At 58.7% G+C, this 13856-nt stretch carries 11 protein-coding genes, 4 tRNA genes and 1 riboswitch; of the genes, 2 read left to right on the top strand and 13 right to left on the bottom strand.

Annotated elements, in window-relative coordinates; translation table 11 throughout:
* Positions 1-51: 51 nt before the first annotated feature.
* Together BLV47_RS07355 and phnN are read right to left on the bottom strand one after the other, a co-directional pair.
* A tRNA-Arg gene (locus tag BLV47_RS07355) sits at positions 52-128 on the bottom strand.
* Positions 129-714: 586 nt separating this feature from the next.
* Complete coding sequence (gene phnN, locus BLV47_RS07350; protein WP_092311627.1) at positions 715-1296, bottom strand: phosphonate metabolism protein/1,5-bisphosphokinase (PRPP-forming) PhnN; 582 nt, start codon at positions 1294-1296, stop codon at positions 715-717.
* Positions 1297-1674: 378 nt separating this feature from the next.
* Here phnN and BLV47_RS07340 point away from each other — a divergent pair, with 378 nt between their 5' ends.
* Positions 1675-2001 carry an Arc family DNA-binding protein gene (locus tag BLV47_RS07340; RefSeq protein ID WP_016968184.1) on the top strand — a complete coding sequence of 109 codons (327 nt, stop codon included), beginning with the start codon at positions 1675-1677 and terminating at the stop codon, positions 1999-2001.
* 112 nt (positions 2002-2113) lie between these two features.
* On the opposite strand, the gene mgtE is transcribed toward BLV47_RS07340, so the two are convergent.
* The 8 genes from mgtE to ltaE form a co-directional block, all read right to left on the bottom strand.
* The gene (mgtE, locus tag BLV47_RS07335; RefSeq protein ID WP_092311621.1) at positions 2114-3556 is read right to left on the bottom strand and encodes a magnesium transporter; all 1443 of its coding nucleotides are present in this window, start codon (positions 3554-3556) and stop codon (positions 2114-2116) included.
* Positions 3557-3968: 412 nt separating this feature from the next.
* Positions 3969-4045, bottom strand: a tRNA-Arg gene (locus BLV47_RS07330).
* A gap of 72 nt (positions 4046-4117) precedes the next feature.
* A tRNA-Arg gene (locus BLV47_RS07325) sits at positions 4118-4194 on the bottom strand.
* A 107-nt stretch (positions 4195-4301) separates the two neighbouring features.
* Positions 4302-4392 (bottom strand) — tRNA-Ser (locus BLV47_RS07320).
* Between the two features lie 62 nt (positions 4393-4454).
* On the bottom strand, positions 4455-4643 hold the full coding sequence (gene csrA, locus BLV47_RS07315; RefSeq protein ID WP_002554426.1) for a carbon storage regulator CsrA: 189 nt from the start codon (positions 4641-4643) through the stop codon (positions 4455-4457).
* Positions 4644-4831: 188 nt separating this feature from the next.
* On the bottom strand, positions 4832-6073 hold the full coding sequence (locus BLV47_RS07310; RefSeq protein ID WP_016968182.1) for an aspartate kinase: 1242 nt from the start codon (positions 6071-6073) through the stop codon (positions 4832-4834).
* A gap of 97 nt (positions 6074-6170) precedes the next feature.
* On the bottom strand, positions 6171-8795 hold the full coding sequence (alaS, locus tag BLV47_RS07305; protein WP_092311617.1) for an alanine--tRNA ligase: 2625 nt from the start codon (positions 8793-8795) through the stop codon (positions 6171-6173).
* 146 nt (positions 8796-8941) lie between these two features.
* Positions 8942-9946, bottom strand: a complete 1005-nt coding sequence (gene ltaE, locus BLV47_RS07300) for a low-specificity L-threonine aldolase (protein ID WP_092311614.1) — start codon at positions 9944-9946, stop codon at positions 8942-8944.
* 222 nt (positions 9947-10168) lie between these two features.
* A riboswitch (FMN riboswitch) is annotated at positions 10169-10339 on the top strand.
* A 120-nt stretch (positions 10340-10459) separates the two neighbouring features.
* Here ltaE and BLV47_RS07295 point away from each other — a divergent pair.
* A complete protein-coding gene (locus BLV47_RS07295; protein ID WP_016968180.1) occupies positions 10460-10969 on the top strand; it encodes a 6,7-dimethyl-8-ribityllumazine synthase in 510 nt (169 codons plus the stop codon).
* Positions 10970-11024: 55 nt separating this feature from the next.
* Here BLV47_RS07295 and astE read toward each other — a convergent pair whose 3' ends face one another.
* The 3 genes from astE to astB all read right to left on the bottom strand — a co-directional run bounded on the left by astE (position 11025) and on the right by astB (position 13743).
* The gene (astE, locus tag BLV47_RS07290) at positions 11025-12035 is read right to left on the bottom strand and encodes a succinylglutamate desuccinylase (protein WP_092311611.1); all 1011 of its coding nucleotides are present in this window, start codon (positions 12033-12035) and stop codon (positions 11025-11027) included.
* Positions 12036-12047: 12 nt separating this feature from the next.
* Positions 12048-12335 carry a hypothetical protein gene (locus BLV47_RS07285; RefSeq protein ID WP_016968178.1) on the bottom strand — a complete coding sequence of 96 codons (288 nt, stop codon included), beginning with the start codon at positions 12333-12335 and terminating at the stop codon, positions 12048-12050.
* A gap of 61 nt (positions 12336-12396) precedes the next feature.
* Positions 12397-13743, bottom strand: coding sequence for an N-succinylarginine dihydrolase (gene astB / locus BLV47_RS07280; protein WP_092311608.1), 1347 nt, complete (start codon positions 13741-13743; stop codon positions 12397-12399).
* Between the last annotated feature and the right edge of the window lie 113 nt (positions 13744-13856).

Raw genomic sequence — 13856 nt, 5'->3', positions numbered from 1 at the left:
GATACAGGCGGCGACTATAAATAGGCAGAGAGAGGGGTACTCGGAGAAAAATGGTGTCCCAGGGCAGGTTCGAACTGCCAACCTTCCCCTTAGGAGGGGGATGCTCTATCCAATTGAGCTACTGAGACAAAACAGCAAACGCCCGACGATGCCAGGCGCAAAGAACGGCGAGCATGTTAACGGCCGAGGCCACGTTTGTCATGTCATCCACAGGGCTTTTTGCACAAACTGCCAGAAGCGACTTGTTAGCTAAAGATCCCAGCACGCACATTGCACCACCAAAAGCCATCCTTGCAAAATGCAATTGGCCGCGCGCTCATCACCAGGCCAAGCCTTTGCCTTTTAAAAACTCATATCGAGAGCTGCTTGAGTAAGCGGATGAGGACTGCGGAGATAAAGGCTGTACACAGCGCCCTGCTTCTATTGAGTATGATCGCCATCATCGTGCTTGCGACTTTTCACTTTTAACCAGCAGCCAACGCCACCTGATTACAAGCAAAGCCTTAAGCCGCACCTGGCGAGGCTTTCTGACAGCATCATCAGCAACCCAGCACCAAACAAAACATACGCTGGACTCTCTAAAAAGCTTCAGAAGCCTGCTTGGCGCCATTTCCGCCTTGCTACTACCTGACGACTCACTAGAAAATACTGCGCTGATTATCTGCGACTCAATGCTCGGCCTGTCCCTGCTAGCACTTCTCGCCGGACGCAAGATCAAGTTTGACCCGGCACTGGGTTGACACCCTGCTCACGGAGTATGGCTAACAGACGCACCAGAGTAGCCTCAAGCTCACCCGAATTATCCAAGCGTATGACACGCTCTTCATCCAGCCAGGTAGCACTGACAAACTGCTGGTTGCGCTGCAGACGACGCTCAATCTCCGGCAGGCTTTCCCTGGCACGACGCAGCAAACGCCGGCGCAGCACTTCGTTATCGACCGTCAGAACGATCGGAATCAAATCGGGATAGCGTTCTCGCGCCTGACGCAAATGCCCTCGGGAACCATTGACCAGAACATTTCGCCCCCGTGCCAGCCAAGTATCAATCTGCCTGGGAATGCCATAACCCAGACCGTTGGCACGCCAGAACAAAGCAAACTCCCCCAAAGTCACACGCCGCTCAAACTCCTCGAACGTAACTTCGAGCGCCTCCTCACCCACAGACTCAGCCGAGCGGGTGATCACTCTTTTTGCCACCTCACACCCCAATCTACGGATAGGCTGCCTGGCGGCATCAATCAAGCTATCCTTGCCAGCCCCAGAGGGCCCCATCAGATAAATCACTCTACCCGGCATAGGTCGCCGTCCTGGGCAGCCCAACTAGTAAATCGGCCATTTGCCACTATCCTCTAACAAGTAGGGATTACGCTTTCACCCGCATAGCATGCACGTTCGCCCGTGCACTGACACTCCCGTCGGATGAGAGAATGCGGCCCACAATGTGGAGTCGGCGATCTTTTCAAACCAGTCCGCATTTCTGATAATTGGTGCTGGCATAACGCCTTTATCCAGTTCAATATTTGTCACAGAATTGACGCCAAGGATCTGGCAATTTTGAGGCATGATGCGGGCCTCTTAACAATTCAGGTTGAACATTTGGCAATGCGGCTTGTCCTAAAAGACAGCTCGCGGCCAATTCCGAGAACCGCTCCCCTGAACTAACCGGTTAAAAATATGCGCCCATTGAAACAGGCAATTTATTCCAGCCGTACGGCTGACAAGTTCGTCGTACGTCTACCCGACGGGATGCGTGAACGCATTGCCGAGGTGGCTCGCAATCATCACCGCAGCATGAACTCCGAAATCATCGCGCGCCTGGAACAGAGTCTTATTCAGGAAGGCGCCTTGGGTGAAGAGCTGAGCATGCGCCTGGACAGCCCAGAGCTGTCCTTGCATGAGCGCGAACTGCTTCAACGTTTCCGCCAACTTTCACATCGCCAGCAAAACGCGCTGGTTTCACTGATAGCCCATGACGCTGAAATGGCCGCAGACGCCAACTGACTGCTCCCAGAATGCTCAAGCCAGCCTAGTTGCTGGCTTTTTTTTGCCTGCGATAAAAACAACGAAGCGCCATTAAAGGCGCTTCGCGGGGTTCCCCATATATAAAGGAGAGTCAAAGCAGGAAGATCGTCGCCAGACCGAGAAAGATAAAGAAACCGCCACTGTCGGTCATTGCCGTAATCATCACGCTGGCACCCATTGCCGGATCACGCCCCAGGCGCGCCAGAGTCATGGGAATCAGAACCCCCATCAAGGCTGCCAGCAACAGGTTCAAGGTCATCGCGGCAGTCATCACCACTCCCAGCGACCAACTCCCGTAGAGCATATAGGCAACCGCACCGATCACCCCTCCCCAGACCAGACCATTGATCAGAGCCACCGCCAGCTCCTTGCGCATCAGGCGCGACGTATTACCGGTACTCACCTGATCCAAGGCCATGGCCCGCACGATCATGGTGATGGTCTGATTACCCGAGTTGCCGCCAATACCGGCAACAATCGGCATCAAGGCTGCCAGGGCTACCAGTTTCTCGATGGAACCTTCAAACAGACCAATCACACGCGACGCAACGAACGCCGTGATCAGATTGATGGCCAACCAGGCCCAACGGTTGCGTAAGGATTTCCAGACCGAGGCGAAGATATCTTCCTCCTCGCGCAGACCCGCCATATTGAGGACTTCGGTTTCACTTTCCTCGCGAATCAAGTCGACCATTTCGTCGATGGTCAAACGGCCGATCAACTTGTCATTCTTATCGACCACAGGAGCAGAAATCAGGTCATAGCGCTCAAATGCCTGAGCCGCGTCATAGGCATCCTCATCAGGATGAAAGCTCACCGGATCGCTGGCCATGACCTCAGAGACTTGCTTATCCGGATCATTGACCAACAGGCGCTTGATCGGCAGCACCCCCTTGAGCACACCGTCGTAATCCACCACGAACAGCTTGTCGGTATGACTTGGCAGCTCCTTGAGCCGACGCAGGTAACGCAGCACCACTTCGAGACTGACATCCTCGCGGATCGTCACCATCTCGAAGTCCATCAACGCACCGACCTGCTCCTCGTCATAGGACAGCGCAGAGCGAACACGCTCACGCTGCTGACCATCGAGAGCCTCCATCAGCTCATGGACAACGTCTCGCGGCAGCTCGGGAGCCAGGTCAGCAAGTTCGTCAGCGTCCATCTCCTTGGCCGCAGCCAGGAGTTCATGATCATCCATGTCGGCGATCAGGGTTTCACGAACGGAATCGGATACTTCGAGAAGAATGTCGCCATCGCGCTCGGCCTTGACCAATTGCCAGACGGTCAGACGCTCTTCTAGCGGTAAGGCTTCAAGGATGTAAGCAACGTCGGCAGAGTGCAGATCATCAAGCTTGCGCTGCAACTCGACGAGATTTTGCCGATGAACCAGGTTCTCGACCCGATCGTGGTGGTGACCTTCCTGACGATGCGTCAGATCTTCGACCACCCGCTGGCGCTGCAGCAGCTCGACGACTTGAGCAAGACGGTCTTGCAGGCTTTCCTGCGTCTTCTTTACTTCTACTTCGGTCATAGGCGAACTCCACTCCCAGCAGAGGAGCACGCCGGAAGGATCAATCAGTCAGTTCATGATTGTGAAAACGGGATACTGAATAACTACTGGGTAAGTCCATGGAGGTATTCCACAAGCCCCGGCGGGGCTGACGGGCGCAATGATACACCCCTTGGCAGCTTTAAACGTTAAAAAATCGTGGCAAGAACAAGCGCTTGCGGCACAAACCTAAGCAGCGTCCGAATCTGTGAAACTGCGACGCCCCAGCAAAAAAAGAAAACACATGCCAACAGAAAAAACCTTTAGGCAGGCGCGTCATTCGACTGCCGGCGAAGCAAGCCGTTCCAGCCCCAAAAACCATAAGAAGAGAGATAGATGGATAAATCGCACAAAGCAAAAAGCCCGCATCTTTCGATGCGGGCTTTCTGTTGTATGGTGCACTCGACAGGATTCGAACCTGTGACCGCTCGGTTCGTAGCCGAGTACTCTATCCAGCTGAGCTACGAGTGCATTTTGTGTTTTTAGACCAGACCACAACTGGTTGAAGCGGAGTTAACTACATCACTGCAACTAACTCTTAAATGGTGCACTCGACAGGATTCGAACCTGTGACCGCTCGGTTCGTAGCCGAGTACTCTATCCAGCTGAGCTACGAGTGCATTTGTTGCCGCGCATTATAGGCCGTTAAATCTCTTTGTCAAGCACTTTTTCTAGTAATTTCAACAACTTACAGAAGAAGCCAGATTACAACGTACTAAGCAAATAATGGCGGAGAACGGGGGATTCGAACCCCCGACACCCTTTTGAGGTGTACTCCCTTAGCAGGGGAGCGCCTTCGGCCACTCGGCCAGCTCTCCGCAACACGGGGCGTATATTAACCAGCTTTCTCCCCGTTTGCAAACAAAAAAAACGATAAAAATTAATGGCTTGGTTCTTCGTCCTTCTCTTTCTTTATCCGCAGGTAAATTTCCTCACGGTGAACCGCCACTTCTTTGGGGGCGTTGACACCAATACGCACTTGATTACCTTTGACGCCGAGCACGGTCACAGTGATCTCGCCATCACCAATGATCAGGCTTTCTGCGCACCGACGAGTCAGAATCAGCATACCTATCTCCTCACGCATTACATTTTCAGGGACTACAGTCTGCAAAAAAAAGGGTGTCGGCCTACAACCATGGCGGCTGCAGTCCTACACGCCTAAGTATTGACTAGCACGGGCAAAAGAACAGTTTTCTCCCGTGCCGATCAAAAACACAAAGGGCGCGGTCAGACCGCGCCCCTTTCAAACACGCATCACTCGCCCTGTCGGGCCGGAGCGTCGAGCTCAAACGCAGTGTGCAGCGCACGTACCGCCAACTCCAGGTACTTCTCTTCAATCACCACCGACACCTTGATTTCGGAAGTGGAGATCATCTGGATGTTGATGCTTTCCTTCGCCAGGGCTTCAAACATCCGGCTGGCTACACCCGCATGAGAGCGCATGCCAACGCCAACGATCGAAACCTTGGCAATATCGGTATCACCGACCACTTCACGAGCACCGATCTCGCGTGCGGTGTTTTCCAGCACGGTCTGGGCAGCCAGGTAGTCGTTGCGGTGAACGGTGAAGGTGAAGTCGGTGGTGTTATCGTGCGAAACGTTCTGCACGATCATGTCGACTTCAATGTTCGACGCGCTGATCGGGCCGAGAATCTTGAAGGCCACGCCAGGATTGTCTGGCACGCCACGGATAGTCAGCTTGGCTTCATCGCGGTTGAAAGCGATGCCGGAAATGATCGGCTGTTCCATGGATTCCTCTTCATCAATAGTAATGAGGGTGCCCGGACCCTCCTGAAAGCTGTGCAACACGCGCAGCGGAACGTTGTACTTGCCAGCAAACTCGACCGCACGGATCTGCAACACCTTGGAACCGAGGCTGGCCATTTCCAGCATCTCTTCAAAGGTGATCTTGTCCAGGCGCTGAGCCTTGGGCACCACGCGCGGGTCAGTGGTGTAGACGCCGTCCACATCGGTATAGATCTGGCACTCATCAGCCTTCAGGGCCGCCGCCAGCGCCACGCCGGTGGTGTCGGAGCCGCCACGTCCCAAAGTGGTGATGTTGCCGTGCTCATCCACGCCCTGGAAACCGGCAACCACGACCACACGACCCGCCTTAAGATCGCTGCGAATCTTCTGATCATCAATCTGCAGGATTCGCGCTTTATTGTGAGCACTGTCGGTGAGGATACGCACCTGATTCCCGGTGTAAGACACCGCAGGAATACCGCGCTTGATCAATGCCATGGCCAGCAAAGCGATAGTCACTTGCTCGCCAGTGGACACGATCACATCCAGCTCACGGGGAACCGGTATGGCTTCGCCACTGATCTGCTTGGCCAGATCGATCAGGCGGTTGGTTTCGCCACTCATCGCCGACAGCACAATCACCAGGTCATCGCCGGCTTCGCGGAACTTCTTCACCTTGTCGGCGACCTGCTCGATCCGCTCCACAGAGCCGACCGAAGTGCCTCCAAATTTCTGTACGATCAAAGCCATTTTCTAAGCCGCCTCAGCCCGTAAAGGGGCGCCCGTTAAACAATCAAACTGCACAGCGCAAGGACCCGCCACTAGACGACGGGCCCGGTTCGGCGCCTTAAATGCCCTGCTCGACAAATGGCACGGTCAAGGCCAGCGCGGCATCCAGTGCAGCAGCATCAACACCACCACCCTGGGCCATGTCTGGACGACCGCCGCCCTTACCGCCCACTGCCGCAGCGGCTTGCTTCATCAAATCACCGGCTTTGAGTTGGCCAGTCAGGTCCTTGGTTACACCGGCAACCAGTACGACCTTTTCCTCATGGACACTGCCGAGCAGGATCACTGCGCGGCCGAGTTTGTTTTTCAACTGATCCACCAACGCCAGCAGCGCCTTGCCGTCCTGGCCGTCGAGGCGCGCAGCCAGCACCTTCACGCCCTTGACGTCTGCCGCCTGAGCGGACAGATCGTCACCGGCAGCGCTGGCAGCCTTGGCCTGCAACTGCTCAAGCTGCTTCTCCAGCAGACGATTGCGCTCCAGCACCGCCGACAGCTTGTCGATCAGGTTGTCACGGCTGCCCTTGACCAGGGTCGCCGCTTCCTTGAGTTGTTCTTCCGCAGCGTTCAGGTACGCCAGGGCCGCAGCACCGGTGACCGCTTCGATACGCCGCACACCGGAAGCCACGCCGCCTTCGCTGGTGATCTTCAGCAAGCCGATGTCGCCAGTACGATTGGCGTGGATACCACCGCACAGCTCCACCGAGAAGTCGCCGCCCATGCTCAGCACGCGCACGCTGTCGCCGTACTTCTCGCCGAACAGCGCCATGGCGCCCTTCTTCTTGGCGGTATCGATGTCGGTTTCTTCGGTTTCCACCGCCGTATTCTTGCGAATCTCGGCGTTGACGATGTCTTCCAGGGCCTTGATCTGCTCAGGCTTGATCGCTTCAAAGTGACTGAAGTCGAAACGCAGGCGCTGACTGTCCACCAGCGAGCCCTTTTGCTGAACGTGCTCGCCCAGTACCTGGCGCAGCGCGGCGTGCAGCAAGTGGGTGGCCGAGTGGTTCAGCGAAGTGGCGTGACGCACATCGGCGTCGACCTGGGTTTCAACTGGAGCGCCTACGATCAGGCTGCCCTTGGCCAGCACGCCGTGATGCAGGAAAGCACCGCCGGTCTTGGTGGTGTCGCGCACATCAAACCGTGCACTGCCGGCCTGCAGGTAACCGCAGTCGCCGATCTGACCGCCGGATTCAGCGTAGAACGGGGTCTGGTCAAGCACCACAACGCCTTCTTCGCCTTCATTAAGGATGTCTACCGACTGCCCTTCCTTATAGAGGGCAACCACTTTGGCCGAACCGCTGGTGGCCTGATAGCCGGTGAACTCGGTGGCTACATCAACCTTGACCAGGCTGTTGTAGTCCATGCCGAAGGAGCTGGCGGAGCGTGCACGCACGCGCTGAGCTTCCATTTCGCGCTCAAAACCTTCCTCGTCGAGGGTCAGGTTGCGCTCGCGGGCGATATCGCCAGTCAGGTCCATCGGGAAGCCGTAGGTGTCATACAGCTTGAACACCACGTCGCCCGGTACCACCGAGCCCTTGAGCTCGGCCAGGTCCTGCTCGAGAATCTTCAAGCCCTGCTCCAGGGTCTTGGCGAACTGCTCTTCCTCGGCCTTCAGCACGCGCTCGATATGCGCCTGCTGGGATTTCAGCTCAGGGAAGGCTTCACCCATCTCGGCCACCAGGGCGGCAACGATCTGATAGAAGAAGCTGCCCTTGGCCCCCAGCTTGTTGCCGTGGCGGCAAGCACGGCGAATGATTCGACGCAGCACATAACCGCGACCTTCATTGGACGGCAGCACACCATCGGCAATCAGGAAGCCGCAGGAGCGGATATGGTCGGCCACCACTTTCAGCGAGGCCTGGGCATCGTTGGTGCAGCCGATGGCCTTGGCCGCGGCATCCAGCAGGCTCTGGAACAGGTCGATTTCATAGTTCGAGTGCACGTGCTGCAGCACTGCGCTGATCCGCTCCAGGCCCATGCCGGTGTCCACCGACGGCGCAGGCAGCGGATGCAGAACGCCATCGGCGGTGCGGTTGAACTGCATGAACACGTTGTTCCAGATTTCGATGTAGCGGTCACCGTCCTCTTCCGGCGAGCCGGGTGGGCCACCCCAGATATCGGCGCCGTGATCGTAGAAAATCTCGGTACAAGGACCGCAAGGACCGGTATCACCCATGGTCCAGAAGTTGTCCGAAGCGTAAGGCGCGCCTTTGTTGTCTCCGATGCGCACCATGCGCTCGGCCGGCACCCCGACCTCTTTGGTCCAGATGTCATAGGCTTCGTCGTCGCTAGCGTAAACCGTGACCCAGAGTTTCTCTTTCGGCAGGTTCAGCCACTTCTCGGACGTCAGGAAGGTCCAGGCGAAGGTGATGGCATCGCGCTTGAAGTAGTCACCGAAGCTGAAGTTACCCAGCATTTCGAAGAAGGTGTGGTGGCGAGCGGTGTAACCGACGTTTTCCAGGTCGTTGTGCTTGCCACCGGCGCGGACGCACTTCTGGCTGCTGACAGCGCGGGTATAGGCGCGCTTTTCCTGGCCCAGGAAGCAGTCCTTGAACTGGTTCATCCCCGCGTTGGTGAACAGCAAGGTTGGGTCGTTGCCTGGGATCAAAGAGCTGGAGGCTACACGGGTGTGGCCTTGCTCTTCGAAGAAGCGAAGGAAGGCTTCACGGATTTCTGCGCTTTTCATTAGGATCTTCCACGGAGACTGCGGCCAAAGGCCTGTGCGCAACGTCAACAGACGAAACGACGGCAAAGGGCCGCATTATATCGGCGTTAATCACTTGGTACAGCGTGTTTGTACGATACAAACAGTCAATTGGACGGAGAACACTGTCAGTTACGGGAAAACTCGGCAAAAGTGCCCACCACCTGCTCGATTTGCCCGGCATCAACGTCCAGATGGGTCACCAGGCGCAAGCGTGACGCCGCACTGAGCCTGATCCCCCGCTCGGCGGCGAACGCCTTGAGGGCTTCGGCCCGCTCTCCCAGCTCTACGTACACCATGTTGGTCTGCACCGGCTCGACACTGTAGCCGGCCCGGCTCAACCCCTGAGCCAGCAACTGTGCATGCGCATGGTCATCCGCCAGTCGCTGCACCTGATGCTCCAGGGCATAGAGTCCCGCCGCCGCCAGCCCACCCGCCTGGCGCATCCCCCCTCCCAGCATCTTGCGCAGGCGCCGTGCCTTGCCGATCAGCGCTGCGGAGCCGCACAACACCGAACCCACAGGCGCGCCGAGCCCTTTGGACAGGCACACCGATACCGAGTCGAAGTGCTCGGCGATCACCCGGGCATCCACCCCCAACTTCACCGCCGCGTTGTACAGCCGCGCGCCGTCCAGGTGCAGGGCCAACCCCCGCTCACGGGTGAAGGCCCGGGCCCGGGCCAGGTAGGCCAGGGGCAGCACCTTGCCCTGCATGGTGTTCTCCAGGGCCAGCAAGCGCGTGCGGGCAAAATGAAAGTCGTCCGGCTTGATCGCCGCCGCCACCCGCTCCAGGTCAAGGGAGCCATCGGCCTGCAGCTCCAGCGGCTGGGGCTGGATCGAGCCCAATACCGCTGCGCCACCGCCTTCATATTTGTAGGTGTGGGCCTGCTGACCAACGATGTACTCGTCGCCCCGCTCACAGTGGGCCATCAATGCCAGCAGATTGCTCATGGTGCCGGAAGGCACGAACAGGGCCGCGGCAAACCCCAAGCGCCCGGCCAGTTCGGCCTCCAACTGATTGACCGTCGGGTCTTCACCGTAGACATCGTCTCCGGTACGGGCGCGCGCCATGGCATCGAGCATGCCCGGGGTCGGCTGGGTCACGGTGTCACTACGAAGATCGATCAGGCTCATCACATCAGGCTCCGGCTACAGGGGGACATCAGGGCCCTGGCTTGGACAGGGGGAATTCCCTGTCAAAGCGAATTACTGCGGCCCTGTGGACGATTAATCAAGCAGCAACTGTAGAAAACCTTGCGCCACAGGATGAAAAATCCGATGAACATTATCCAAAAGGCGCGATGCTTCCCCGCCAGATCTGTGTTAAAAACTCACCGCCCGAGAAAACCCTCGGGCAATCGTTCTCAGGGCGGGGTGCAATTCCCCACCGGCGGTAATTGCACGCAATGTGCATAGCCCGCGAGCGCTTGGTGACACCCGTGGCAAGTCCACAGGTGCCGACAAGGTCAGCAGACCCGGTGTGATCCCGGGGCCGACGGTCATAGTCCGGATGAAGAGAGAACGGGATTGGCGCCAAAGGGCCGTTGCCGGGCAGACGTGGATCATCCACGCGGGCTCTGCGCGTACCCTTAAATCCCATTCGATTCATATACGCCCTGTTTTTCATACAAACAGGAGTCAGAACAGATGCAACCCACCGCAATCGATAGCAAAGGCAAACACCACCCCAACGAGCGCGTCGCCTTCATCCAGGCTTGCTGGCACAAGGAGATCGTCGACCAGAGCCGTCAGGGCTTCGTCGCCGAAATGCTCGCTCAGGGTTACCAGGAATCCGATATCGACTTCTTCGAGGTCGGTGGCGCCTTCGAAATCCCCCTGCACGCCAAGCTGCTGGCCAAGACCGGTCGCTACAGCGGCATCGTGGCGGCGGGCCTGGTGGTGGACGGTGGTATCTACCGTCATGAGTTCGTCGCCCAGTCGGTGATCAGCGGCTTGATGCAGGTGCAACTGGAAACTGAAGTGCCCGTGTTTTCGGTAGTGCTGACCCCGCATCACTTCCATGCAGGTGAAGAGCATCAGAAGTTCTTCTTCGAGCACTTCGTGCACAAGGGCCAGGAAGCGGCGAAGACCTGCGCCGACACCCTGCACAAGCTGCGCGCCCTGCGCCGCAATGAGCAGCGCGCGGTCGCGGTTTAAGCGTTAGCCTCACCGACAAGCCGGTCCCTGCGAGGGGTCAGCTTGCCGGTGAACCTCAGGCCAGGCCGTCGGCCGTGGTCGGCACGATCAGAATCCCGGCACGCAAGCCGTTCTTGACCTTGGGGTTGGGAAAAATGATCCGCGCCCCCTTCTCCTCGATGACCCAGCGAGTCTGAGCAATATCCTCGGCCAGCAGGTAACCCACTTCCAGCTCGGAAAAGTTCTCGACGTCCGCCGGCAGGTGCAGGTGGAAGCTGTCGCTGTGCTTGATGACTTCCCGCGCCACGCTGAACAGTTGCAGGCCGTCGAGGCTGTCCTGCTCTTGCTCGGGTTCGCTGCCGTCGATGATCTGCTTGAGGCGGGTTTCCAGGCGCTCGACATTGACCCCCTGGTTCTGCCCGAACGGCCGTGCCTTGCCCAACTCCAGGGTGAAGGATTCGGCCCCCAACTGATCATAGGTGTAGGCGCTGAAGACAATGGATGGCTTGTTCTGCAACAGCACCGCTTGCATGCCGGCCGCTCGCAGGCGCGCCAGCTCACGCCGCGAATGCTGGCGGCCCTGCTTCCAGGGATACAGGGCGAACTGCTCGATCTTCGAACCACGGATCGCCGTGTGCAGGTCGTAGTGCAGGCGCTGGCGCTGCGGCAGACTGAAAAAACTTGCCGCCAGGCGCTCCAGTTCGCAGGCACGCAGGGCTTCGACACCACTGCTCGACTCATGTCGGCCATTGAACAGCCGGTTGACGTCCTGCTCGACAAAACGCTCGCCGCGGCGCATGGCCTCGGGGTTGCCGAACAGGAACAGGATACGGGCGCGGGGCTTCAGGTCGCCCCGGGCGATGTCGTGCAACAGACGGTCGAGCAGCTCGATGGGAGCCGTCTCGTTGCCATGGATGCCCGCTGACAGCAGCAGGTCCAGACCGTTGTCGCGAGCTTCGGGCGGCCGCACTTCCAGCGCGCCCTCGCTCAGCCAGCGCATGCGCACGCCGTCGACAGTCAGTTGAGTCTTCTCCGCCGGTTCACGGCCGGCGAGGGTCAGTTCAAGCAGTTTGCCGAGGGCGAGCATAAGGCGGCTTCCTTAGTGAGCGTGGCCGCAGTCGGGGCCATGCACGTGATCATCGTCACCGGCGTCGGCCGGCTCCATTTCCAGTTGCAGGCTGACCAGGTTGGTCGCCAGCGGGCGCAGCAGCAGGCTGGCGTATTCGTCGTCACCCTCCTCCACATCCACGCCGATCAGCAGTTGGCCGCGGCCGTCCTGTTGAATCCATACTTCCTTGCCCTGCCACAGCACCGCGAAACGGGTGCAGGAGGTTTGCAGTTGGGTGCCGTCGCTGTCTTCAAGGATCAGCTGCAGGGTATCGCTCATGGGGGTCGTTCTCGTCTGGGGTGAAGCGGCACGCCCGGCCGAGTAGGCCGGGCGTGGGCTTTCAATTGATCTGGAAGGGATAAACCGCGCCCAGTTTAAGGATTTGCGTCAGTTCATCCAGTGCCGTCCGGCATTCAAGCAGCAGTTGCGGGTCCGCCAGATCGCTTTCGCACAGACGGTCGCGGTAGTGCTTGCCAACCCATTGGGTCAGGGTGTCGTACAACGGCGCGGTCATGATAACCCCGGGATTGACCGCCGCCAGCTCGGTTTCATTGAGAGCCACCCGCAGGCGCAGGCAAGCCGGGCCACCGCCATTCTGCATGCTCTGCTTGAGATCGAAGACCTTCACTTCACGGATCAGCCCACCGGAGCTGGTGAGGCTTTGCAGGTACTGCCAGACACGCTCGTTGCCGCGGCACTCCTCGGGCACGATCAACAGCATCGAACCATCGGCGCGGGACAGCAGCTGGCTATTGAACAGGTAGGAACGCACAGCGTCTTCCACCGTCACCTGCGCGCGCGGCACGCAAATCGACTGGAAGTTGCCGCCGCGCTTGCCCAGCTTGCCCTGCAGTTCGGCCAGCATCTTGTCGGTCTCGAGGAATGCATCCTCGTGATAGAACAGCACCTCGCCATTGCCCACCGCGATCACATCGTTGTGGAACACGCCCTGGTCGATCACCGCCGGGTTCTGCTGGGCGTAGACCACGCCCTCCTCGCTCAGGCCATGCAGGCGAGCCACGGCTTGCGAGGCTTCCAGGGTCTGGCGTGCCGGGTATTTCTGCGGCGCCGGGTAACGGGTATCGAACGCGCTGCGACCGAAGACGAAGAACTCGACACCCGCCTCGCCATAGTCACGGCAGAAGCGCGTGTGGTTGGCCGCGCCCTCATCGCCAAACTGCGCCACCGCCGGCAAGGCCGCGTGATGAGCGAAGTGCTTCTGGTCGGCGAACATCGCGCCCAGCACGCGACTGGTGGTCGGGTGCTCGATGCTGCGGTGGTATTTGCAGTTCAGGTTGGCGGCGGTGAAGTGCACGCGACCGTCGGCGGTATCGGCACTCGGGCTGACCGTGGCGGCGTTGGCCACCCACATGCTCGACGCCGAGCAACTGGCGACCAGCAAGGGCATGGCCTGCTTGGCGGCTTGCTGGATGACCTGCGCGTCGCTCCCGGCAAAACCCAGGTTGCGCAGAGCCGCCACATCCGGGCGCTCTTGCGGGGCAAGCACACCTTGCTGGAAGCCCATGTCCATCAGCGCTTTCATTTTCGCCAGGCCTTGCAGCGCCGCTTCCTTGGGGTTGGAGCCCTGCTGGCTGTTGCTCTGGGAGGCCACGTTGCCGTAGGACAGGCCGCCATAGTTATGGGTCGGCCCCACTAAACCGTCAAAATTGACTTCATAGGATTTCATCAGCGAGGCTCCACGAATCTGTTTGTTATAGGCATCGATATCTACACAGGGCGAGCGTTTCGCGCTCGTTCGCCGGCCAGCCAACTCCTACCCAAATCTGTAGGAGCCGGCTT

This window comes from Pseudomonas saponiphila (assembly GCF_900105185.1).
GTDB classification, from domain to species: Bacteria; Pseudomonadota; Gammaproteobacteria; order Pseudomonadales; family Pseudomonadaceae; genus Aquipseudomonas; species Aquipseudomonas saponiphila.
This window is presented reverse-complemented; position numbering and strand designations above follow the sequence as displayed.

What these genes read in the sequence shown, in the direction of transcription:
- phnN (WP_092311627.1), bottom strand. Translation starts at nt 1,296, where the DNA reads ATGCCGGGTAGAGTGATTTATCTGATGGGGCCCTCTGGGGCTGGCAAG.
- alaS (WP_092311617.1), bottom strand. Translation starts at nt 8,795, where the DNA reads ATGAAAAGCGCAGAAATCCGTGAAGCCTTCCTTCGCTTCTTCGAAGAG.
- astB (WP_092311608.1), bottom strand. Translation starts at nt 13,743, where the DNA reads ATGAAATCCTATGAAGTCAATTTTGACGGTTTAGTGGGGCCGACCCAT.
- BLV47_RS07285 (WP_016968178.1), bottom strand. Translation starts at nt 12,335, where the DNA reads ATGAGCGATACCCTGCAGCTGATCCTTGAAGACAGCGACGGCACCCAA.
- mgtE (WP_092311621.1), bottom strand. Translation starts at nt 3,556, where the DNA reads ATGACCGAAGTAGAAGTAAAGAAGACGCAGGAAAGCCTGCAAGACCGT.
- csrA (WP_002554426.1), bottom strand. Translation starts at nt 4,643, where the DNA reads ATGCTGATTCTGACTCGTCGGTGCGCAGAAAGCCTGATCATTGGTGAT.
- BLV47_RS07295 (WP_016968180.1), top strand. Translation starts at nt 10,460, where the DNA reads ATGCAACCCACCGCAATCGATAGCAAAGGCAAACACCACCCCAACGAG.
- ltaE (WP_092311614.1), bottom strand. Translation starts at nt 9,946, where the DNA reads ATGAGCCTGATCGATCTTCGTAGTGACACCGTGACCCAGCCGACCCCG.
- astE (WP_092311611.1), bottom strand. Translation starts at nt 12,035, where the DNA reads ATGCTCGCCCTCGGCAAACTGCTTGAACTGACCCTCGCCGGCCGTGAA.
- BLV47_RS07310 (WP_016968182.1), bottom strand. Translation starts at nt 6,073, where the DNA reads ATGGCTTTGATCGTACAGAAATTTGGAGGCACTTCGGTCGGCTCTGTG.
- BLV47_RS07340 (WP_016968184.1), top strand. Translation starts at nt 1,675, where the DNA reads ATGCGCCCATTGAAACAGGCAATTTATTCCAGCCGTACGGCTGACAAG.